The 18,927-nt window shown below is 67.8% G+C and carries 20 protein-coding genes; 9 read left to right on the top strand and 11 right to left on the bottom strand.

Annotation, left to right across the window (positions count from 1 at the left end; translation table 11 throughout):
• The 3 genes from ABZ463_RS35340 to ABZ463_RS35330 all read right to left on the bottom strand — a co-directional run.
• Positions 1-266, bottom strand: a 266-nt coding sequence (locus ABZ463_RS35340) for a hypothetical protein (RefSeq protein ID WP_362783139.1), incomplete at its 3' end; no start/stop codon positions are given.
• Positions 263-805, bottom strand: coding sequence for a hypothetical protein (locus tag ABZ463_RS35335; protein ID WP_362783136.1), 543 nt, complete (start codon positions 803-805; stop codon positions 263-265). The genes ABZ463_RS35340 and ABZ463_RS35335, both read right to left, overlap by 4 nt.
• Positions 802-1,035 (bottom strand): hypothetical protein, encoded by a 234-nt coding sequence (locus ABZ463_RS35330; protein WP_362783133.1) that lies wholly within the window; start codon positions 1,033-1,035, stop codon positions 802-804. Before ABZ463_RS35330 ends, ABZ463_RS35335 begins: the two co-directional genes overlap by 4 nt.
• 1,052 nt (positions 1,036-2,087) lie before the next feature.
• Here ABZ463_RS35330 and ABZ463_RS35325 point away from each other — a divergent pair.
• Positions 2,088-3,362, top strand: coding sequence for a hypothetical protein (locus ABZ463_RS35325; protein ID WP_352015869.1), 1,275 nt, complete (start codon positions 2,088-2,090; stop codon positions 3,360-3,362).
• Here the strand turns inward: ABZ463_RS35325 and ABZ463_RS35320 are convergent.
• Together ABZ463_RS35320 and ABZ463_RS35315 are read right to left on the bottom strand one after the other, a co-directional pair.
• Entirely contained in the window at positions 3,317-3,868 is a 552-nt protein-coding gene (locus tag ABZ463_RS35320; RefSeq protein WP_352015868.1) for a GNAT family N-acetyltransferase, read from the bottom strand. The two genes, ABZ463_RS35325 and ABZ463_RS35320, sit on opposite strands and share 46 nt — an antisense overlap.
• A 671-nt stretch (positions 3,869-4,539) precedes the next feature.
• Positions 4,540-5,481 carry an AraC family transcriptional regulator gene (locus ABZ463_RS35315; protein ID WP_362783129.1) on the bottom strand — a complete coding sequence of 314 codons (942 nt, stop codon included), beginning with the start codon at positions 5,479-5,481 and terminating at the stop codon, positions 4,540-4,542.
• 71 nt (positions 5,482-5,552) lie between these two features.
• On the opposite strand from ABZ463_RS35315, the gene ABZ463_RS35310 reads away from it, so the two are divergent.
• The 3 genes from ABZ463_RS35310 to ABZ463_RS35300 all read left to right on the top strand — a co-directional run bounded on the left by ABZ463_RS35310 (position 5,553) and on the right by ABZ463_RS35300 (position 7,289).
• A complete protein-coding gene (locus ABZ463_RS35310) occupies positions 5,553-6,398 on the top strand; it encodes an NmrA family NAD(P)-binding protein (RefSeq protein ID WP_362783126.1) in 846 nt (281 codons plus the stop codon).
• Positions 6,383-6,751 carry a DUF4440 domain-containing protein gene (locus ABZ463_RS35305; RefSeq protein ID WP_362783123.1) on the top strand — a complete coding sequence of 123 codons (369 nt, stop codon included), beginning with the start codon at positions 6,383-6,385 and terminating at the stop codon, positions 6,749-6,751. Before ABZ463_RS35310 ends, ABZ463_RS35305 begins: the two co-directional genes overlap by 16 nt.
• A gap of 115 nt (positions 6,752-6,866) precedes the next feature.
• The gene (locus ABZ463_RS35300; RefSeq protein ID WP_362783121.1) at positions 6,867-7,289 is read left to right on the top strand and encodes a GNAT family N-acetyltransferase; all 423 of its coding nucleotides are present in this window, start codon (positions 6,867-6,869) and stop codon (positions 7,287-7,289) included.
• Here the strand turns inward: ABZ463_RS35300 and ABZ463_RS35295 are convergent.
• Both ABZ463_RS35295 and ABZ463_RS35290 read right to left on the bottom strand, forming a co-directional pair.
• Positions 7,204-7,854, bottom strand: a complete 651-nt coding sequence (locus ABZ463_RS35295; protein ID WP_362783119.1) for an HAD family hydrolase — start codon at positions 7,852-7,854, stop codon at positions 7,204-7,206. The genes ABZ463_RS35300 and ABZ463_RS35295 overlap by 86 nt on opposite strands.
• 36 nt (positions 7,855-7,890) lie before the next feature.
• Entirely contained in the window at positions 7,891-8,457 is a 567-nt protein-coding gene (locus ABZ463_RS35290; protein ID WP_362783117.1) for a DUF4291 domain-containing protein, read from the bottom strand.
• Between the two features lie 220 nt (positions 8,458-8,677).
• Here ABZ463_RS35290 and ABZ463_RS35285 point away from each other — a divergent pair, with 220 nt between their 5' ends.
• The 4 genes from ABZ463_RS35285 to ABZ463_RS35270 all read left to right on the top strand — a co-directional run bounded on the left by ABZ463_RS35285 (position 8,678) and on the right by ABZ463_RS35270 (position 13,093).
• Positions 8,678-8,785, top strand: a complete 108-nt coding sequence (locus ABZ463_RS35285) for a putative leader peptide (protein WP_352015862.1) — start codon at positions 8,678-8,680, stop codon at positions 8,783-8,785.
• Positions 8,786-8,933: 148 nt separating this feature from the next.
• A complete protein-coding gene (locus ABZ463_RS35280; RefSeq protein WP_362783114.1) occupies positions 8,934-10,505 on the top strand; it encodes a sulfatase in 1,572 nt (523 codons plus the stop codon).
• A gap of 891 nt (positions 10,506-11,396) precedes the next feature.
• Positions 11,397-12,155 carry an IclR family transcriptional regulator gene (locus tag ABZ463_RS35275; protein WP_362783111.1) on the top strand — a complete coding sequence of 253 codons (759 nt, stop codon included), beginning with the start codon at positions 11,397-11,399 and terminating at the stop codon, positions 12,153-12,155.
• 80 nt (positions 12,156-12,235) lie between these two features.
• On the top strand, positions 12,236-13,093 hold the full coding sequence (locus ABZ463_RS35270) for an SMP-30/gluconolactonase/LRE family protein (RefSeq protein WP_362783108.1): 858 nt from the start codon (positions 12,236-12,238) through the stop codon (positions 13,091-13,093).
• A gap of 107 nt (positions 13,094-13,200) precedes the next feature.
• Here ABZ463_RS35270 and ABZ463_RS35265 read toward each other — a convergent pair whose 3' ends face one another.
• The 4 genes from ABZ463_RS35265 to ABZ463_RS35250 are packed head-to-tail and all read right to left on the bottom strand — an operon-like array spanning position 13,201 to position 17,520.
• Positions 13,201-14,016: a carbohydrate ABC transporter permease gene (locus tag ABZ463_RS35265; protein WP_362783105.1), complete on the bottom strand. Its 816-nt coding sequence runs from the start codon at positions 14,014-14,016 to the stop codon at positions 13,201-13,203.
• The gene (locus ABZ463_RS35260; protein WP_362783102.1) at positions 14,013-14,945 is read right to left on the bottom strand and encodes a sugar ABC transporter permease; all 933 of its coding nucleotides are present in this window, start codon (positions 14,943-14,945) and stop codon (positions 14,013-14,015) included. The genes ABZ463_RS35265 and ABZ463_RS35260 overlap by 4 nt, the downstream gene beginning before the upstream one ends.
• Entirely contained in the window at positions 14,942-16,234 is a 1,293-nt protein-coding gene (locus ABZ463_RS35255; RefSeq protein WP_362783099.1) for an ABC transporter substrate-binding protein, read from the bottom strand. The genes ABZ463_RS35260 and ABZ463_RS35255 overlap by 4 nt, the downstream gene beginning before the upstream one ends.
• Positions 16,231-17,520 carry an alpha-glucosidase/alpha-galactosidase gene (locus ABZ463_RS35250; protein WP_362783096.1) on the bottom strand — a complete coding sequence of 430 codons (1,290 nt, stop codon included), beginning with the start codon at positions 17,518-17,520 and terminating at the stop codon, positions 16,231-16,233. Before ABZ463_RS35250 ends, ABZ463_RS35255 begins: the two co-directional genes overlap by 4 nt.
• Positions 17,521-17,782: 262 nt before the next feature.
• Between ABZ463_RS35250 and ABZ463_RS35245 the strand changes: the two genes are divergently transcribed.
• Positions 17,783-18,925 (top strand): endo alpha-1,4 polygalactosaminidase, encoded by a 1,143-nt coding sequence (locus ABZ463_RS35245; RefSeq protein WP_362783093.1) that lies wholly within the window; start codon positions 17,783-17,785, stop codon positions 18,923-18,925.
• Positions 18,926-18,927: the final 2 nt, after the last annotated feature.

The following is an 18,927-nucleotide window of genomic DNA, read 5'->3' as shown; positions in this document are numbered from 1 at the left end:
GCGACGGCAACGGCCTGAATGCTCGGCGGCACCACCGGAACCACCTGAGCGGCCAACTTACGGTCCAACTCCTCGGCCGACCCGGCCCGCACCAGGAGCACCTCCCCGGCGTACGGCCTGCCGAACAGGGCGCTCCGGTAGGCGCTCCACAACCCGGTCGTCGAGCTGTGGAAGACCAGCCATCCGGGATGAGCCGTCTGCAGGGAGGCACAGGTTCGATCAGAAAACTCAGAAATTTGACGGGCCGTCCAGGCCGGAAGCGTCATGCCGCCCTCCCGCCCAGCGAACGCCGATCCCCGGCGGAAACCGTTTCCCCACCCGGCGAAGACCGTCTCTCACCGGACATCATTCCCTCACCTGACGAAGGCCGTCCCCCGACGAGCGCCGTTCCCCCACCCGACGAACCCCGCTCCCCACTGGGCTCCTTGGTGATCACCTCGGTTCGCGTCCCACCGAACTCCTCGACGACCGCCCCTCCGGAGGGCCCTCCCCGCCTGCGGGAAGCCCTCCTGCGAACCGGCGCCGGGGAAGGCTTCGGCACGGGAGCCGTGAGCCGGATGGCCCGGATCATCTCCGCCTCCCGCATCCGCTCCTCCAACCCGTCAGCCGTGGGGTCCTCGACGATCACCGGCCGGGGGCCGTCCCAGGCGGCCACGGCGTAGAAGGAGCGTCGTCCCAGGCTGTAGAGCACCGTCCAGTCCACCCAGGCCTGGTCGATCCGCTCGGCTTCGGCGCGTGCCGGGCCGTCCCACACCCGCCGGTACACCGGGGCGTACGGCTGGCCGTCGCGGTGTCGTCCGGTCACGAGGTCACCCCCGCAACGGCGTCGCGGGCGGTCTTCTCCTGCTCGGCGATGACGGCCTGGACCTCCTCAAAGGTGTCGGCGTCCACTGCCGACTGCGCCCCGGCCCGTACGGCGATGCGGGGAAAGAGGTGGTTGCGGAAGGCCCAGAACCGGCCCGCGTCACTGATGATCAACCGCCAACCCGGGATCACCGGACGGCCGGGGGTGTCGTGCATGATCTGGACCTCCACGATCCGACCAGAGGCATGCCTGGCACGGGTGATCGCCAGACGGGCCTGCCCTGCGGGACAAGAAAGAAGCCGCGCGCCGTACGGCACAGCCGAAGACCGAGGACCACGAGCACCAGGCCGACAGACCGCCTGAGCACGGGGAACGTGACATCGGTCTCCGCGTCGAGGCGGCCCGCCGCTCGCGGGCCGTACACCGTAGTGGCCGGGCGGACGGACCCTCGTCCAGATGATCCCCGGCCGAGGAACCGTGAGGAACGGACGCCGAACCCGCCTGGACACCGGAGCCTGGGCAGGCCGTACCGGCGCGACAGGCGTGGACTCCGGAACCATGACCGGGCCGTCCACAGGAACCGGCTCCGCAGAACCGTCCGGTACGGCCTTCGCGGCCGGGACCATCGCGGGCGCCTCCGGCCCGGGAACAGGACAACCCTGACCAGGCCCCAGCACCAGATCTGACCCAGCCACCCCCACAGGACCATCCGGTACAGCGCTCGCGGCCGGGACCATCGCGGGCGCCTCCGGCTCAGGATCGGGCTCGGGACGCCGCTGAGCAGGCACCAACGGAATCACCTCGGCGGGAGCGACCTCCACCGGAGGCCGAGGCGCGGGAAGGAGCTGCGGGCCGTGCTCGCGGCGGGCCTGGAGGCGGGCGTTCATCAACAGTCCGGACGGCTGCACGTACTCGTGCCCGTCCTGCTGTGGGCAGCCGTGGGCATAGGGGGCATGCCCACACCGAGCACACCCCATCGGCAGGGGCACGGCACCGGCGAAGCAGCCACAGCCGTCCCGGATCGACGTGTCCGGGCTGGAGCCCGGAGCACTACTCTTGCTCACGTCAGGAGATACCTTCCTGATCAAGGCCCCGGCCGGTGCTGTTATCACCGCGTCCGGGGCCGCTGTCGTTTCAGGGCTTTGACAGTGAACCCCAGCGAAAGCACCGTCCGTAACGGAAAATGGCGGAGACATGGGCGGAGACTTTCTCCCCGCCCTTTCTCCGATGGGCGGGTGATATGGGGACATCTCTGCCAGAACGTCCGGCATGGGCATCACGCTTGCAGTCCGAGCGTGAAAAGCGCCGGTGGAACAAAAGTGAGATGGCCCGCCGCCTGATCACCAAGGCCGGGCACGACCCTTCGACGGTCAACTCCCTGGCCCGATCGATCCGTGACTGGGAGAAAGGTAAGCATTACCCCCGCGACTGGGCAGCCGTCTATGCCCAGGTCTTCAATCTCCACGAAGACGTCCTATTCTCCAAGAAAAGGGCGTCACATGAGGATGGTGAGATGGAACGACGCAGGCTCCTGCAAGCACTGGCGGCGCTCGGCGTCGCCTCGCCGCCGGTCTTCGACTCGCTCCAGACGATCCGGGACAGCGTCGGCCTGTCGCTGGGGCGCGACGAGCGTCTCGATGTGGAGATGTGGGAGGAGACCGTCTCCGAGCACGGTTACGGCTATCGGCTGACCCCTCCACAGCAGATGCTCGGTGAGCTGGCAGCCGATCTCGTCGCGGTCAAGCAGGCCATGTCCCGTGCGGGAGAACACAGCCGGATGTTCCGCTCATGGTGCCGGGTGACCGGCGGCCTGTCGCTGCTCATGGCGAAGACGTTGTGCAACCTTGAGCAGTCCCGGCAGGCCCGACAGTGGTGGGCAACCGCCTTGAACGCTGCGGAGCTATCCGGAGACCCCGACCTGAGCTCATGGATCAAAGCGGAGCAACTGATCCACGGACTTTACGACCAGCGCCCCGCACCGGTTCTCCTGCGTCACGCTGACGCCGCGCTCAACGAACACGGCGACTCCGCCTATCGGGGAGTCACCGGGATCTCGGCCGCACGCGCGCAGGTGCTGGCGACCCTCGGCAGGTCCGCCGAAGCGGCGGCCGAAATCCGCCGCTGCGGCGAGATATTCGAACGCCTGCCTGATTCGGTCACAAACACCCGCCAAGGTCGAACCATCGAAAGCTGGGGAGTCGAGAGGCTGAATTACACCCAAGCATGGGTGCATTCGTATCTCGGTAATCGGGGGCGGCTCGACGAAGCCGTGAGCCACACGCACGAGGCGCTGGACCCATCTGACCCCAACCCTCGTTTTCGTGCTCAACTAGCTCTTCTTCAGGCTGCGGGATACGCGCGCTCCGGCGATGTGACCGAGGGAATCCGACACGCTCAGGCTGTCTATCAGGCCTATCCGGCCGAGCAACGAACCATCATGGTGACGCGATTGGCCCACGGGGTTCTTGAAGCGGTGCCCACGGCTGAATGGCGTACACACGCGGTAGCCGACTATCGGGAGTTGGTCGGTGCCTCAGGCCGCAAAGCGATCACGTAAAGGTCGAACGCGTCCGAGGTTTCGCCCTCGACTCCCGGAACCCGGCCTACCAGGCTCCACCCCCAACGTTCATACATACGCTGCGTCTCGCGATTGTCAGGAACGGTGGCCAACGTCGCCCGTTCCTCGGGACGCGACCTGAGAAGCTCATCCATGAGACGCCTGCCAAGCCCCCGGCCACGATGGGACGGCAACACCGCCAAGTCGATCACCGCGAACGTCCGCCGCCCGGTCTCGACGGCGAAACCGTCAGGTTGGAGCGGCCGGAGCCCGTTCCACCACGTCGAACGCGCGGAGAGCGGCAGGCCGTAGGCGAAGCCGACCAACACCCCGTTCTCCCGCACCGTCACCGCCTCGAACCCCGCCGACTCGATCTGCCGAAGAGTCCGCCGCCGATGGTCGCCCAGGTCGTAATTCGGGAACGCTACAGCGTAGACCTGCTGAATCTCATCGAACTGCTCCCGAGCTTCCCCGGGACTGAGACGGCTCATCTCTGCCTGGCCCATGAACACATCCTCACCACATCCCACCGCCCGAGGAAAGCAGAGAGCCCGGACAACTGAAGATGTCCAGGGCGGCAAAGACCCCTCCAACCCAGCCCTGACCTTCATCGCCTCCGAATGGAATGCCTTCATAGACGACGCAAAACTCGGAACATTCGACTTCTCACCCACGAGCCCGCCATCATGGACAGAGCCCCACGTCCCGAGGCCGTACCCTAAAGATGGTCAACGCTCTGACCTGCATATCTGCACTACCGCCGGACTGCTGCAGAAACAGTCCTTCCTGCCCCTCCACGACCCCACCCGACCTGGGACTTTACCCTCGGGTTCCTCATCACCCTGAAGGGTTCGCAACGCGATCTGGTTGGCGTTCACGGGGGCTCCTGAAGGTCAGGTTCCTCATCACCCTGAAGGGTTCGCAACTCGATCCAGGACAGTGAGCCCCGGTCGAGGGTCTGTTTCTCATCACCCTGAAGGGTTCGCAACGTGTAGACGGCGACATGGCTGTACCCGTGATTGCAGGGATTCCTCATCACCCTGAAGGGGTCGAAGCCATCCCCAAGGCCACCAAGGTTCGGCGCCGCGTCGCCGTACCCCCTGACGACCGAGTGACGACCAAGGCCGTGGGAGTTCCTGGCCGTTGGGGGGGCGCCAGTGGGTGAAGGAGCCGCTGTTCAGTCTTCTTGAAAGCCGGGGGCCCAGCGGCGGCGGTAGTCGCCGGGGGTGGTGCCGTACCACTGGCGGAAGGCCAGGTGGAAGCCGACCGTCGAGTGGTAGCCGACGCGTTCGCTGATCCGGCTGTGGGCGAGTGTGGTCTCGCTCAGCAGGCGGGCGGCCTCCTGCATGCGGCGGGCGGTCAGGTGCCGGATCGGCGCCTCGCCGACCAGTTCGCGGAAGGTCGCCGCGAACGCCGAGCGCGACATCCCGGCCTGGGCTGCCAGTGACTCCACCGTCCAGGGTTCGGCGAACCTCGTCTGTACGGCGTGCAGAGCCATCCCGATCGCGGGGTGACGCAGCGCCCGCAGGACCGGCGACCCCTCGGCCAACTCCCCCACCGCGGCCCGCAACGCCAGCACGAAGACCAGCTCGAAGGCGCGCAGGGCGACCAGCGCCGCGCCGGGTTCGGCCAGGTCCCACTCGCCCGCCAGCCGTCCGAGGGTGCCGCCGAGCAGCCCGTGACCGTCCAGTGTGGCCTTGTCGAGCACCAGGACGGACGGCAGCGCCCGGTAGATCGGCGAGATGGCGGACCGGTCGTAGTGGAGCCCGCCGCAGATCAGGACGGTCCGCTCGCCGGGCCCGCCGAGTTCGACGGTGGTCACGCCGCCCGGTGGCCGTTCGGGGAGCAGCGTGGAGAGCGGTACGGCGGGGCGCCCCGGCCGGTCGCCCAGCCGGTGGGCGTTGCCGTGCGGGAAGACGGCCAGGTCTCCGGCGTGCAGCAGGACGGGCTCGGCGCCGGGCAGTTCGACGGCACAGGTTCCCTCCTGCACGTAGTGCAGCAGCGCACAGTCCTCGGCCTCGCCCGCGATGCCCCAGGGTGACCCCGCCTGCCAGCGGCTGTGGAAGACCCCCTCCAGCCGCAGCGGGGCCAGCAGGGCGCTCAGCAGGTCATCATCCACCGGACGATCCTTAAATAACCCGATATTTCACTTAATCGAGCGTATCGCGGATTCGGTCGAGACTTTCCGGCATGACCTTTCTTGTGATCGGCGCATCAGGCGCCCAGGGCGGCACGGTCGCGCGGCGGCTCGTCGCCGAGGGACACACGGTGCGCGGCCTGACCAGGAGCGGCCGGGTGCCGCACGGAGTGGAGCCGGTCGTCGGCGACCTCGGCGACGCCGAGGCGGTGAAGGCGGCCTTCGCCGGGGTGACGTACGCCTCGGTGACGCTGCCCATGGTCTTCGAGCCGGACACGGTCGCCGCCTACGTCCACCATGTGCGCGACGCCGCGCTGGCGGCCGGGGTGCGGCGGCTGGTGTTCAACACCGCCAACCGGCTGCCCGAGGCCACCACGCGGGTGGCCGCCTTCGAGACACGCCGGTGGGCGGTACGGACGCTGCGGTCGGCAGGTCTGCCGGTCGTGGTGCTGTGCCCTCCCCTCTACCTGGACAACCTGGCCGCGCCGTGGGTGACGGGTCCGCTGGCGGCCGAGGGCGTGCTGCGCTACCCGCTGCCCGCCGACCTGCCGGTGGCCTGGCTCTCGCACGACGACCTGGGCGCCGCCACGCACGCCGCGCTCGTCCGTGACGGTCTGGAGGGCGCCGTGCTGAGGCTCGGCGGGGCCGACGTGGTGACCGGCGACGAACTGGCGGCCGCCTTCGGCGCCCGCTACGCCGCGCAGGATCCGGCCGAGTTCGAGTCGGGCCTGGCGACGGCGCTGGGCGCGCCGACGGCCGCCGCGGTGGCCGACACCTACCGCTGGGCCGCCACCGACCGCGACCTGTTCGCGGCCGACCCCACGGTGGCCGACCTGCTGGGCCTGCGGCTGACGCCGCTACGCGCCTGGATCGCCGCCCGGCCGTGGGCGACCCGGTGAACGGCGTCGAGGCGGAGATCGTCCGCCACCACGAGGTCATCGAACGCTGGCTGACCGGCGCCCTCGCGCGGGAGGAGTTCGCCACCTTCGCCGACGCCCACGGCCCCGGCTTCACGCTCAGCACCCCCGACGGCCCGACGCTCTCCCGCGACCAGGTCCTCACCGAGGTCGAGGCGCTCCACGGCAGCGCGCCGGGGGTGACCATCGAGATCCGCAACGTACGGATCGTCGCCTCCGAAGGCGCCTTCGTCGTGGCCACCTACCAGGAGGTCCAGCCGGATCGGACCCGGCAGTCCACGGTGGTCTTCCAGGGCACCACCTGGTTGCACCTCCACGAGACCTGGCTACCGTAACGACGGCCCGCCCCGCCCGGCCCGTGACCTGGAGCGTCCCAGCCCGGGCGGTGGGGACTCGATTCGGTGATGGGATGTGATCAAGCGCCTGGCGATCGACCTGTCAAGGAGTCCCATGAACGTGACCGTGCGTCCCGGCACCCCGACCGACGTCGAGGCGCTCGTCGCCTTCGACCTGGTGGCCCACGACGACCGTGCGCGGGCCGAGAGCATAACGCGGTGGTGCCGTGACGGCTCGGCCCTCGTGGCGGAGCTCGGGGGCACGCCGGTGGGCTACTGCGCCCTGGAGTACACCTTCTTCGAGCAGGGCTTCGTCGGCATGCTGTACGTCGCGGAGTCGGCACGCCGCACGGGGATCGGTACGGCACTGCTCACCGCCGCCCGCGCGGCCTGCACCACGCGGAACAGGAACCCCATGGCCTCTGATGGGGGCGTGGCGAGGTCGTGGGCGGTCAGGCTTCGGCGAGGAGTCGGGGGAGTTCGCGCATGTCGTCGAAGACCGAGGTGTTCGGCCCTTCGAGCCATCGCGCGGGCGTGAGGCCACCGGTGTATCCGAGGGCGCGCATGCCGGCTGCGCGGGCCGCCTGGATCCCGTATCTGCTGTCCTCGACGACGACGCAGGCCGACGGGTGGACGCCCATCCGCCTGGCGGCGTGCAGGAACAGGTCGGGGGCCGGTTTGCCGTGTGCCACCTCGGCGGCGCTGAAGACGCGGCCTTCGAAGTACCGGTGGATCCCGGTGTGGCCCAGGGTGCGGCGCATCGTGTCATGGCTGCTGCCGGAGGCGACGCAGCTGGGGAGCGTGAGGGTGTCGAGGACGTCGAGGATGCCGTCGACCGGGGTGAGTTCGGCGGCGACGGCCGCGTGATGGAGCCGCTCGAACCTCTCCAGCCAGAGTGCGGCCTGGCTCGGGCCCAATCGGGCGGCGATCCGCTCTCCGTTGGAGACGATCGACCGGCCGATGAACTTCTCGATCACCTCGGCCTCGGTCAGCGGCCAGCCCAGCTCGGCGCCCACGGTGACGTGGAGGCGTACGGCCAGGCGTTCGCTGTCGATGAGCACACCGTCGCAGTCGAATATGACGAGCTCGATCGGGTTGATCATCCGGACAGCGTACGCCCGGCGGCACCGCACCAAACGTCATCTGCCTGGGGAAAGGCGGCTTTCCAGGGTCCGCGGCAATGGATACACCCGCTCCGCGGGAAACAGCCGCTGGGCTTTGGCGGCGTGCCCGGTCTGTGTCAGTGCCGCGGCCTTGCGGACCTGGGGGGTGAGGTCGGTGAGGCCGACGGTCCAGTCGTCGGTGAACGTGCGGATCAGATCGCGGCCGACGCCGACCTGGATGCTGTAGTGGTTCAGCGCCGCTCCGCGTGACGAGCGTTCCGGGTCCCACTGGACATGTACGGCCGCCCGCGCCACGGCTGCCGGATCCGCGGTCGTGAGCACGGCCTGGGACAGCGCCTCCTCCCAGCCCCGCCGGGTCATCCGCACCGCGAGGACACGCTCCTGACCGGGTTTGCGGGCCCAGTTGCTGCGGTGCATGAGCCACAGGAACGAGGGCTTGATCCAGGTCATCCTGTGGAACGAGAACGGCGCGACGAAGCGGCCCGCCCGCAGCGCCGCGTCGGCTATGGCGGGCGCGTACGCCTGGTAGACCACGATCGTGTCAGCGTCGTAGTCCGCGCGAACCTGGTACTGGGGTGCCATGCGTCGCACCCTGCCATCCGGTGCCCTCGCATCGCGAAGCCTTTTTCCCGCTCTCGACCACGAGGCCCGGAGCGGCATGTTCCGACGAAACAGGTATGCCGCCGACAAACGGCTACGCGAGGTCGTGAACAGAACGAACGCCGCACGCGACGCCGGTTCAGTGGCGAGTTCACACAATTACCCACTTGACCGGTAGGGATATTTCGGATTCGATGTGGTCATGACATCGACCGCCTGGAGTGGACACGGCTTCCACGCCACTGTGCGGCGTCACATCGACTTGGCGCGTGTGAGCAGCGCCATGTGTCGCCCGGTTCTCTCCCACTGATTCTCCGGCCTCCTTTTCGGGTGCGAATTCCCGTGCCCGCAACCGCTGTCACCCCTGGATTAACTCCACCCTGTTCGAGGCTGGAATGCCTCGGCACGCATTCATCGACGCCAAACGATGGAACAGGTATTCCGAGAAAGGGTGCGGTATGAACGTCCTCAATCCACATCGTCGCCGATCGAAACTCCTGGGGGTCCTGCTCGTCGCGTCCGCGGTCATCGCCTACGCGGGTGTGAAACTCGACAGTGCACCGGCGTCGGCGACGACGACCCGGCCCAACATCGTCTTCATCCTCACCGACGACCTCAACGAGGACGTCTTCGGCAAGGACGCCGGGCTCCAGACGCTCCTGACCAGCCAGGGAACGACGTTCAACAAGCAGTTCGTGGAACTGTCGCTGTGCTGCCCGTCGCGGGTGTCCACGCTGCGCGGGCAGTTCGCGCACAACACGGGCATCTACACCAACGACGCCGCCTCCGGTGGCGGATTCCAGTCCTTCCACAACAAAGGACTGGAGAACTCGACCGTCGCCACCTGGCTGCAGAGCGCCGGATACCGTACCGGATTCTTCGGTAAATACCTCAACGGGTACCCCAACGGAGCGCCGAGCAACACCTACATTCCGCCCGGATGGACGCGCTGGTTCAGCCCCAACGGTGGAAGCCCGTATTCGGAGTACGACTACGACGTCAACGACAACGGCACGACCGTCCATTTCGGCGGCGCGTCTTCGGACTACGGCGTCGACGTGATCTCCCGCAAACTGACCACGTTCATCAGGAACACCACAACCAACTACCCGGACAAGCCTTTCTTCACCTACGTCGCCCCCTACATCCCGCACGGACCGGCGACGCCGCCGCCGCGCTACGACGGCATCTACCCCAATGCGAAGGCGCCGCGCACTCCGTCCTTCAACGAGGACGACGTCAGCGACAAGCCGGCCTGGATCCGCAACAAGCCCAAGCTCACCGCCGCCCAGATCAGCAACATCGACGCCTTCTACGAAAAGCGCAGAGAATCCCTGCGCGCGGTCACCGACCTCGTCCAGGACACGATCGACACCCTGCGGGCGCAGGGCGTGCTCGACAACACCTACATCGTCTTCACCTCGGACAACGGCTTCCACCAGGGTCAGCACCGCCTGAACTCCGGCAAGAACACCGCCTTCGAGGAGGATCTCAACGTTCCGCTGGTCATCCGCGGACCCGGCGTCCCCGCCGGGGCGGTCGTCAACGCCTTCACCCTCAACGTCGACCTCGCGCCGACCTTCGCCGAACTGGCCGGAGCGACCGCTCCCTCCTTCGTCGACGGCCGCTCACTCGTGCCGTTCCTGCGCGGCACCACGCCGTCGCCGTGGCGCCTGGCGTTCCTCAACGAGCACGCCGGGCCCAGCACCCTGAACACCAACACCCTGAACGACCTGCTGGAACCCCAGGATCCCGGTGACGCGCAGGCGCTCGCCTCCGGCGGCGCCCCCGTCTACGTCGGCCTGCGGGCCAAACCCAACACGCTCGGCGTGAACGCGGCGTTGAACTACGTCGCCTACGACACCGGCGAACACGAGCTGTACGACCTGTCGGCCGATCCCCACCAGCTCGACAACTCCTACGGCGGCGCCGACCCCACGCTCAAACGGAGGCTCGACGCCTGGGTCGGCAGACTCAAGGGCGCCTCCGGGCAGGCACTACGAGACGCGGAGGAGAACCCGCCGCAGTAAAGGACCCGTCGCGGTGCGGGCGGGGACTCCCCGCTCGCACCAGAGGATGAGAAGTCCGATGCTTTATCCAGCCGCGCCCCTCACCGCCCTGAAGGGTTCACAACGCGAGCCGTAAGGCCACGCTTTCTCATCGCCCCGAAAGGCGCGCAACGCGGTGACCGGGAGGAGCGCATGATGAACGTTCTCGGCACGACCCTTGAGATCGTCAACCCCGGCCACCGCATCCACCCCGTGACATGTTGCGACACCACCGCGTTCTCGCTCTCCTTCGCCGTGTGATCCGGCCCCCCGCCAGCCTCGCCCGCCCCCTCATCGTGAGTTACGCTGTCCCCCACCTGCTCCGGCTCCGCCGGGAGAGGGCCGCTCCGGGCTTCCGAACGTACGACCGACGGCCCGGCGTGCCACTCATCACCCTTCAAGGGTTCGTGACTTCCAGCTGTCCTTGATCTCGATCGCGATGACGCGGATCGCTCATCACCCTTCAAGGGTTCGTGACTTCCGACTGTCCTTGATCTCGATCGTGACGACCCGGATCGCTCATCACCCTCAAGGGTTCGCGACTTCCAGCTGTCCTTCACGTCGATCCCCACGACCTGGATCGTTCATCACCCTTGAGGGTTCACACCCGTGATCGTTCGGTGGCGCATGGGTCGTTCACCTCTGTGCGGACCCGGCGCCTGCCGGTCCGAAGGCCGCGTGCGCGCCGTACCCGGGTGGAGAGGGTAACGGGGTGGTCTCTCAGAGCGACAGACTGAGGGTAGGCTTCGCGGACCGTGTTCGGCGCCCTGTTCACCGGTTCCGGTGGGCCTTCCCTCGACTCTCGGTCGTTGACTGGTGATAATTCCGTATAACGCTATAGCATTCCATTATTCGGAATAGGCGAGGAGAATCATGGGTGAGGTCCAGTCACCGGTGGGAAGCGTCGATCGCGCCCTGCTGATCCTGCAGGAGATCGGCAGGCACAGCAGAGGGGCGACCCTCGACGAGTTGTCCACCCGGCTCGGGTTGCCGAAGAGTTCGTTGCACCGCCTGCTCAGCGCGCTGAAGCATCGCGGGTTCGCCGCGCAGCCCGAGCCGAGTGGCCCCTACTACCTGGGCACCGAGATGCTGGCCACGGCCTTCAGGTTCTACGAGACCATGGACCTGCGCACTCTCGTGCGTCCGCTGCTGACGCGGCTGAGCGAGGAGTTCACCGAGACCGTGCACATGGCCATGCTCGACGGGGCCGAGGTGGTCTACCTCGACAAGGTCGAGGCCGTGCGCTCGATCACGATGACCTCGGTGATCGGCGGGCGCAACCTCGCGCACTGCACGGGGGTGGGCAAGGCCCTGCTGGCCTGGACGTACCCCGCCGACGAGGCGATCAAGGCGTGGGCCGAGCGGTACGGCCCGCTCGCCTCGCGGACCCGCAACACGATCACCAGCCCGGCGCGGCTGGCCACCAACCTGGCCCAGATCAGGGAGCGCGGTTACGCGCTCGACCTTGAGGAGAACGAGCCCGGGGTGCGGTGCGTGTCGGCTCCGGTCTTCATGGGCAAGTCGGCCCCCGTCGCCGCGGTGAGCGTGACGGCCCTCAAGGACCGCATGTCACAGGCCCGGATGGAAGAGTGCGGCGACTTCCTGCGGCGGGCCGTGGCCGAGCATCTCTGACTCTTGACAGGTCGTTCACCGTGGTGGTCTGCTGAGATCTATTTGGAATACCGTTCTGCTATATGGAATAGGAACGCCTCATGAACCTCACCCCGGTCTCCGAACCGCAGGTCGTCCCCGGGCCCCGCGCGTCACTGGGCGAGGGGCCGCACTGGGACGGGCACACCCAGACCCTGCTGTGGGTGGACATTCCCGCAGGGCAGGTGCACCGCCTCGATCCGGCGGACGGCTCACACGGTGTGATCGACGTGGGCATGCCGGTCGGGGCCGCGGTTCCCAGGGTGGAGGGCGGGCTGGCCCTGGCCGTCAGGGACGGCTTCGCCGTACTCGCGGAAGAGGGGCTGGAGGTGGTCGCGCCGGTCACGGCGGGCGAACGACCGGGGAACCGGATGAACGACGGCGCCTGCGACCGGGCGGGGCGGTTCTTCGCGGGCACCATGTCCGAGGACGACACCCCGGGCGCCGGGGCGCTCTACCGGCTCGGGCCGGGACGGCGTTGTGAGCGCGTGGTCGCCGACGTCTCGATCTCCAACGGCGTGGCCTGGAGCCCGGACGAACGGCTGATGTACTACGTGGACACGCTCACCGGCCGGGTCGACGTCTTCGACTACGACCCGGCCGACGGAGGCATGGCGAACCGCAGGGTGTTCGCGGTGATCTCCAGGGGGATGCCCGACGGTCTCACCGTCGACGCGGCCGGGCACGTGTGGGTCGCGCTGTGGGGCGGCGGGGCCGTACTGCGGCTGCGTCCTGACGGGAGCCTCGACCTGACCGTGGAGATCCCCGCGACCAACGTGACGAGTTGCGCGTTCGGCGGCCCGGACCTGGACGTGCTGTATGTGACCAGCGCCTGGGACGGGAGGACGGGTGGCGAGCTGTTCCGGTGCACGACCTCCTTCACCGGCCTGCCCGCCAACCCCTACCGGGAGAACGGGTGAACGGGCTCTTCCACTCGGGGCAGGGCGCCTTCGGACGCGGGGACGCGCGTCAGGTGGGCCCCGGTGGGACGGCCCCCGCCGTCCCACCGGGGGTCCGGTGAAGGGGGTCAGCCCTTCACCGCGCCGGTCAGCGCCTGGACGAAGCGGCGCTGGCCGAAGAGGAAGACGGCCAGAACGGGGAGCGTGGTGAGTACGGTGCCCGCCATGACGGCCGGCCAGTCGGCCTTGTGCTGGCCCTGGAAGGTGGTCAGCCCGACCTGGACCGTGTAGTTCGCCTCGGAGCTGATCGCCACCAGCGGCCAGAACAGGTCGTTCCAGGCCGTGATGAAGGTGATGACGGCCAGCGCGGCGAGGGCGGGCTTGGCCACCGGCAGCACGACCCTGAAGAACACCGCGAACCGCGAGCATCCGTCGATCCTGGCCGCCTCCTCCAGTTCCTTGGGGAAGGACTGGAAGAACGCGGTCATCAGGTAGATGCCGACCGCCGAACTGAGCTGCGGCACGATGAGCGCGCCCAGCGTGTCGGTCAGCCCGACCTTGTTGAAGATCAGGAACGTCGGGATCACCGTGAGCTGGAAGGGGATCAGCGCCGTGGCGATCACCAGGACCAGGGTGATCCTGGAGCCGATGAACCGCATCCTCGCGAAGGCATAGCCCGCCATGCTGCACAGCGCAAGCTGGGCGACCACGATCGCGCCCGAGACGAGCACGCTGTTGAGGAACCAGCGCGGGAAGTCGGAACCCCCCAGGACCGTACGGTATCCACCCAGGTCGAGGGCCTCCGGCCAGACCGAGGGCGGGAAGCGGTTCAGCTCGCCCTGGGTCATGAACGAGCTGAGCACCATCCAGACGAACGGCAGCACGGTCACCGCGGACATCGGCACGAGCACCAGATGCCACCCGCTGGGCAGACGACGCCTCATCGCATGGCCCCTCTCCTGCGCGCGACCAGCAGGCCCGCGACGATCAGCAGCAGGGTCCCGGCGAACAGCACGTAGGCGACGGCCGCGCCGTACCCGGCGGTGAAGAAGCTGAAGGCGAGCTGCCAGACGTAGTAGACGATCGTCACCGTGGAGTTGGCGGGACCGCCCTTGGTGGTGGTCACGATCAGGTCGAAGAACTGCAGCGCGTCGATCAGTCCCCAGACCCCGAGGAAGATCGTCATGGACCGTACCGAGGGCACGATGATGTGCCAGAACGTGGCCCACCTGCTCGCGCCGTCGATGGCCGCCGCTTCGAGGACCTCCTTGCTGATCTCCTGGATCGCGGCCAGGTAGATCACCACGGAGAACCCGAAGCGGGTCCAGAAGAAGATCAGCGTCAGCACGAACATCGCCTGGGACGGGCTGCTCAGCAGGCCCTGGACCGGGAGCCCGAGCTTGACGAACAGGCCGTTCATCAGCCCGAAGTCACGGTCGAAGATGTAGCCCATGAGCAGACCGGCCGAGGTGGCCGAGGCGATGTAGGGCACCAGGAAGCAGGCCCGGTAGAACCCGATGCCGCGCACCTTCCTGTTCAGCAGCACCGCGACCAGCAGGCCGGCGATCAGCGAGGCCGGGATGTAGAGCACGACCAGCAGCCCGGTGTTCCTGAGCGCCTGGTAGAACACCGGGTCTTGGAACAGCGCCCGGTAGTTGTCGAGCCCGACGTTGCGCCCCGGCGTCATCAGGTCGGAGTCGGTGAAGGAGAGCATGAGCGCCCACGCCATGGGGATCAGCGAGAACCCCAGGATGACCACCGTCGCCGGACCCGCGAACGACCATCCCGTGACGTTGTCGGCCGGCTTCCTGCGGTCGGGTCTCCGCTTCGGGGCCGCGGTCTCCGTCCGGCTGAGCGCCTGCACGTTGCTCATGATCCCGGTACGGCCAGCGCCGCGTCCGCCTTGGTGGCGGCCTCGTCCAGGGCTTCCTTGGCGGTCGTCCTGCCGAGCAGGGTCTTGGCGATGGCGTCGGCCACGAAGGAGGAGACCCGTGGGTACTTCGTCGTCGGCGGCCTGACCCGCTTGGCGTTGGCGAGGTTGGCCGAGATCACGTCGACTCCCGGGTACTTCTTCAGATAGTCCTGGTAGCCGGGCAGCTTGGTGATCGACTCACGGATCGGCAGTGATCCGGTGGCCGTCATCCATTCGAGCTCCTGCTCCGGCGCGGTCAGCCAGCTCAGGAAGGTGGTCGCGGCCTTGACCCGGCGTTCGTCGTGGTTGAACACGACCCAGTTGTCCGGTCCGGAGACCGTCTCGTGGTTGCCGTTGGTCCCGGGCAGCCGCACGACGCCGTAGTCGACCTTGGCCGCCTGGAGGTCGGGAAGCACCCAGGGACCGGACATGAAGAAGCCGAGCCGTCCCGACTCGAAGAGCTTCTGACCCTTCTCGGCCGGGCTTGAGTCCAGGTAGAGGGACTTGTCCTCGACCGCCATGGCCCGCAGCAGGTCGAGGGACTGCTGTCCCGCCGGGGAGTTGAAGGTGGCCTTCTTCTGGTCGGGCGAGAGGATGTCGCCGCCCGCCTGCCAGAGCATCGGCCACAGGCCCCACACGGCCTCCTCGCCGCCGCTGATCGGCCAGGTGGCGCCGAAAACGCCGTCGCCGGGGGCGGTCATCTTCCTGGACATCTCCCGGAAGTCGGCCCACGTCCAGTCGGGCTTGGGGGGCTCGATCCCGGCCTTGTCCAGCAGTTTCTTGTTGTAGAGGACGACCATGTTGTCCACCACGGCGGGGAAGCCGATGACCTTGCCCTGCACGGTGACCGCCTCGCGCTCGTTGGCCCAGAAGTCCTGCCACCTGGCTTCCTGGGTCTTGGTGTAGGCGGTCAGGTCGGCCACCTTGGGGTTGCGGGCGACGTTGGGCGCCCACGAGCCGTACAGGTAGGCGATGTCGGGGTAGGCGTCCGAGGTGAGCGCGGCAGTGATCTTGGGAAGCATGCCGTCCGCGGTCGCGCCGCCCGACTCGACCCGGACCCTGACGTCCTTGTGCGTGTCGTTGAACCGGGTGACCAGCTTCTCGATCGCCTTGGCCGAGGTGTCCTCCTGGCCGTGCCAGATGACGATCTCCGCGGGTCCCGACGCCTTCTCGCCCGAGGCGGAGCAGCCGGTGGCGGTCAGCGCGACGACGGCGGCCAGGGAGGTGGCCGCGGTGAGGACCCTTCTCATCGGACCCCCTCGGGAAGCAGGTCGCCGTGGGCCGCGATCATCTCGTCCACGAGGTCGTGGATCTGCTTGAGGGTGAGCGTGGCCGAGGCGTTCGGGTCGAGCATGGCCGCGTGGTAGACGTGGTCGCGGCGGCCTTCGAGGGCCGCCCGCACGGTCAGGTCGCCCACGTTGAGGAAGGTCGTGTTCAGCGCGGCGAGCTGGGCGGGCATCTCGCCGATCGCGGTCGGCCGCATCCCGGACCTGTCGACCAGGCAGGGCACCTCGACGCAGGCGTCCTTGGGCAGGTTGGAGATCAGGCCGTTGTTGCGCACGTTGCCGTGCACGACCCTGCGGGTGCCCGTCTCGATGGAGTGGATGACCTCGGAGGCCAGCTCCATCGCGGGTTCGATCTCGACGCCCTCGCCCGCGGCCAGGCGTCTTCTGGTCTCCTCGTAGGTGTCGAGGTTCTCCTCCGACCAGCGCAGGTAGATCTCCACGGGGATGCGGAAGTGCTCGACCTGGTCGTCGTGGTGCAGGAACCAGGGGAGATACTCGGAACCGTGCTCACTGGACTCGGTCGGGAAATATCCGAAACGGCGGTACATCTCCACCCGGACGGTCCGGCGCAGCTCGGGGTCGCGCTCGATGACCTCGTCCAGCACGGGGTAGAGGTCGCGGCCCCGGTGCTCGAACCTCAGCACGAACGCCTGGTGGTTGGCCCCCGCCGTGACATAGGAGACCTCCTCCTCGGGCACGCCCACGAGCGAGGCGAGGCGGGCCTGGGTGTCGCGCACCGAGTGACACAGCCCGAAGACGTTCTTGAACGGCGTGCCCTGGTAGACGGCCCTGGGGATCATCGCCATCGGGTTGGTGTAGTTGAGCAGCAGCGCCTGCGGAGCCAGTTCGGCCAGGTCGTGACCCAGGCCGACCATCACGGGGATCGTGCGCAGCGCGCGGAAGATGCCGCCGATCCCGAGGGTGTCGGCGATCGTCTGGCGCAGGCCGTACCGGCGCGGGATCTCGAAGTCCACGCGCGTGGCGGCGTGTCCACCGACCGCGATCTCGTTGATGACGTAGTCGGCGCCGTCCACGGCGGCCCGGCGGTCGAGGTGGGCCTCGACCTTGGCGCCCAGACCGAGCTTGGCGACCATCCAACCGGCCATGGCCTCGGCGGTGGCCAGCCTTTCGGCATTGATGTCGTGCAGGACCAGGGTGGAATCCCCCAGTTCCGGAAATGTCAGGATGTCAGAGAGGACGTTCTTGGTGAACTCGACGCTGCCCGCGCCGACGAACACGATGCGTGCCATGGGATTTTTCCTTCCACAGAGCACGGCGGCGTTAACCGCTGCGTGCGGTGAGTATAGCGACCGTCCGTTATACGGACCAGCATTCCGTTATACGGAATAACTTGAGAACCAGGCTCCGGGATCAAAGATCGTTGACGATCTGTCACGTTCCACGACGCCAGAGACCCTTCTGGCGCCTCTTCCAGGGTTGACATCCCTCCCTCTTACTCGCTTTCCTTGATCACGGAACTCCATTCTGTTATACGGAAAGAGAGTGAACGTCTTGAGCAAGTTCTCCCCTCCGAGGCGGACCCCGCTCCGCCTGGGTGTCCTGGTGGGTGTCGCCGCGACCACGATCGTCGCCTCGGCCCTCGCCGCGGGCGCCACCTCCACCACCGGGACCGGCGTGGCAGCCACGGGGGCCGTCACGGCGGTCACGCCCACCGTCAAGCCCACCGTCACGCCCACCGCGAAGCCCGACGACGGGCACAGGCGCTACAGGCCCAAGCCGAAGCCCACGAAGAGCCCCACGGCCAAGCCCGTCCCGAGCCCCACGGCCAGCCCCACGGCCGCGCCCAAGGGTGACATCTGGCGCCCCGCGCTCCGCAGCCGCTGGCAGTACCAGCTGGAGGCCAACTCGGCCTACCCCGCGACCGGTGGCGTCAACGTCGGCATCTGCTCGGTGCCGCAGACCGGTGGCGCCTGCGTGCGGCCCGACGTGTACGACATCGACCTCTACACCAACGTGGGGAACAACACGACCCTGAACACCGAGGCCGTCAAGGCCGTCCACGCCCGCGGCGCCAAGGCGATCTGCTACGTCGACGCCGGGTCCATCGAGGACTTCCGTCCTGACTACCAGCAGTTCCTCGACTGGCACAACAGCCACGGCAAGTCCCTGCTCGGCAAGCCGTTCAGCACCACGTTCCCGAACGAGCGCTGGGCGAACATCAACAACGACAAGGGACAACGTGACTTCCTGCTGCAGATGATGGAGGCGCGCGTCGCCAAGTGCGCGAGCGCCGGGTTCGACGGAGTTGAGTTCGACGTCGTGCACGCGCACGAGGAGGGAGCCTCGGTCACCGGCTGGAACATCAGCCCCGCGACCCAGCTCACCTACAACCGGGCCCTGGCGGACATCGCCCACCGGTACGGCCTGGCCGTCGGGCTCAAGAACGACCTGAGCCAGATCGCCGACCTGGTCGCGGACTTCGACTTCGCGATCAACGAGGAGTGCTTCCAGCACGACGAGTGCGGCGAGCTCAAGCCCTTCGTCACGGCGGGCAAACCGGTCTTCCAGGTGGAGTACCTCACGGCGCCGAACACCTTCTGCCCGAAGGCGAACTCCACGACGTTCGACTTCAACGCCATCAAGAAGTCGAAGGACTATGACCTGAACGACCTGCCGTACACGCCCTGTCGGTGATC

Origin of the sequence: Streptosporangium sp. NPDC020145, assembly GCF_040631275.1 — a bacterium.
GTDB lineage: Bacteria > Actinomycetota > Actinomycetes > Streptosporangiales > Streptosporangiaceae > Streptosporangium.
Note: the sequence above shows the minus strand (reverse complement) of the source record. Positions and strands in the feature narration are given on the sequence as shown.

What these genes read in the sequence shown, in the direction of transcription:
- ABZ463_RS35320 (WP_352015868.1), bottom strand. Translation starts at nt 3,868, where the DNA reads ATGGGCCAGGCAGAGATGAGCCGTCTCAGTCCCGGGGAAGCTCGGGAG.
- ABZ463_RS35310 (WP_362783126.1), top strand. Translation starts at nt 5,553, where the DNA reads ATGACCTTTCTTGTGATCGGCGCATCAGGCGCCCAGGGCGGCACGGTC.
- ABZ463_RS35300 (WP_362783121.1), top strand. Translation starts at nt 6,867, where the DNA reads ATGAACGTGACCGTGCGTCCCGGCACCCCGACCGACGTCGAGGCGCTC.
- ABZ463_RS35295 (WP_362783119.1), bottom strand. Translation starts at nt 7,854, where the DNA reads ATGATCAACCCGATCGAGCTCGTCATATTCGACTGCGACGGTGTGCTC.
- ABZ463_RS35290 (WP_362783117.1), bottom strand. Translation starts at nt 8,457, where the DNA reads ATGGCACCCCAGTACCAGGTTCGCGCGGACTACGACGCTGACACGATC.
- ABZ463_RS35285 (WP_352015862.1), top strand. Translation starts at nt 8,678, where the DNA reads ATGACATCGACCGCCTGGAGTGGACACGGCTTCCACGCCACTGTGCGG.
- ABZ463_RS35280 (WP_362783114.1), top strand. Translation starts at nt 8,934, where the DNA reads ATGAACGTCCTCAATCCACATCGTCGCCGATCGAAACTCCTGGGGGTC.
- ABZ463_RS35275 (WP_362783111.1), top strand. Translation starts at nt 11,397, where the DNA reads ATGGGTGAGGTCCAGTCACCGGTGGGAAGCGTCGATCGCGCCCTGCTG.
- ABZ463_RS35270 (WP_362783108.1), top strand. Translation starts at nt 12,236, where the DNA reads ATGAACCTCACCCCGGTCTCCGAACCGCAGGTCGTCCCCGGGCCCCGC.
- ABZ463_RS35265 (WP_362783105.1), bottom strand. Translation starts at nt 14,016, where the DNA reads ATGAGGCGTCGTCTGCCCAGCGGGTGGCATCTGGTGCTCGTGCCGATG.
- ABZ463_RS35260 (WP_362783102.1), bottom strand. Translation starts at nt 14,945, where the DNA reads ATGAGCAACGTGCAGGCGCTCAGCCGGACGGAGACCGCGGCCCCGAAG.
- ABZ463_RS35255 (WP_362783099.1), bottom strand. Translation starts at nt 16,234, where the DNA reads ATGAGAAGGGTCCTCACCGCGGCCACCTCCCTGGCCGCCGTCGTCGCG.
- ABZ463_RS35250 (WP_362783096.1), bottom strand. Translation starts at nt 17,520, where the DNA reads ATGGCACGCATCGTGTTCGTCGGCGCGGGCAGCGTCGAGTTCACCAAG.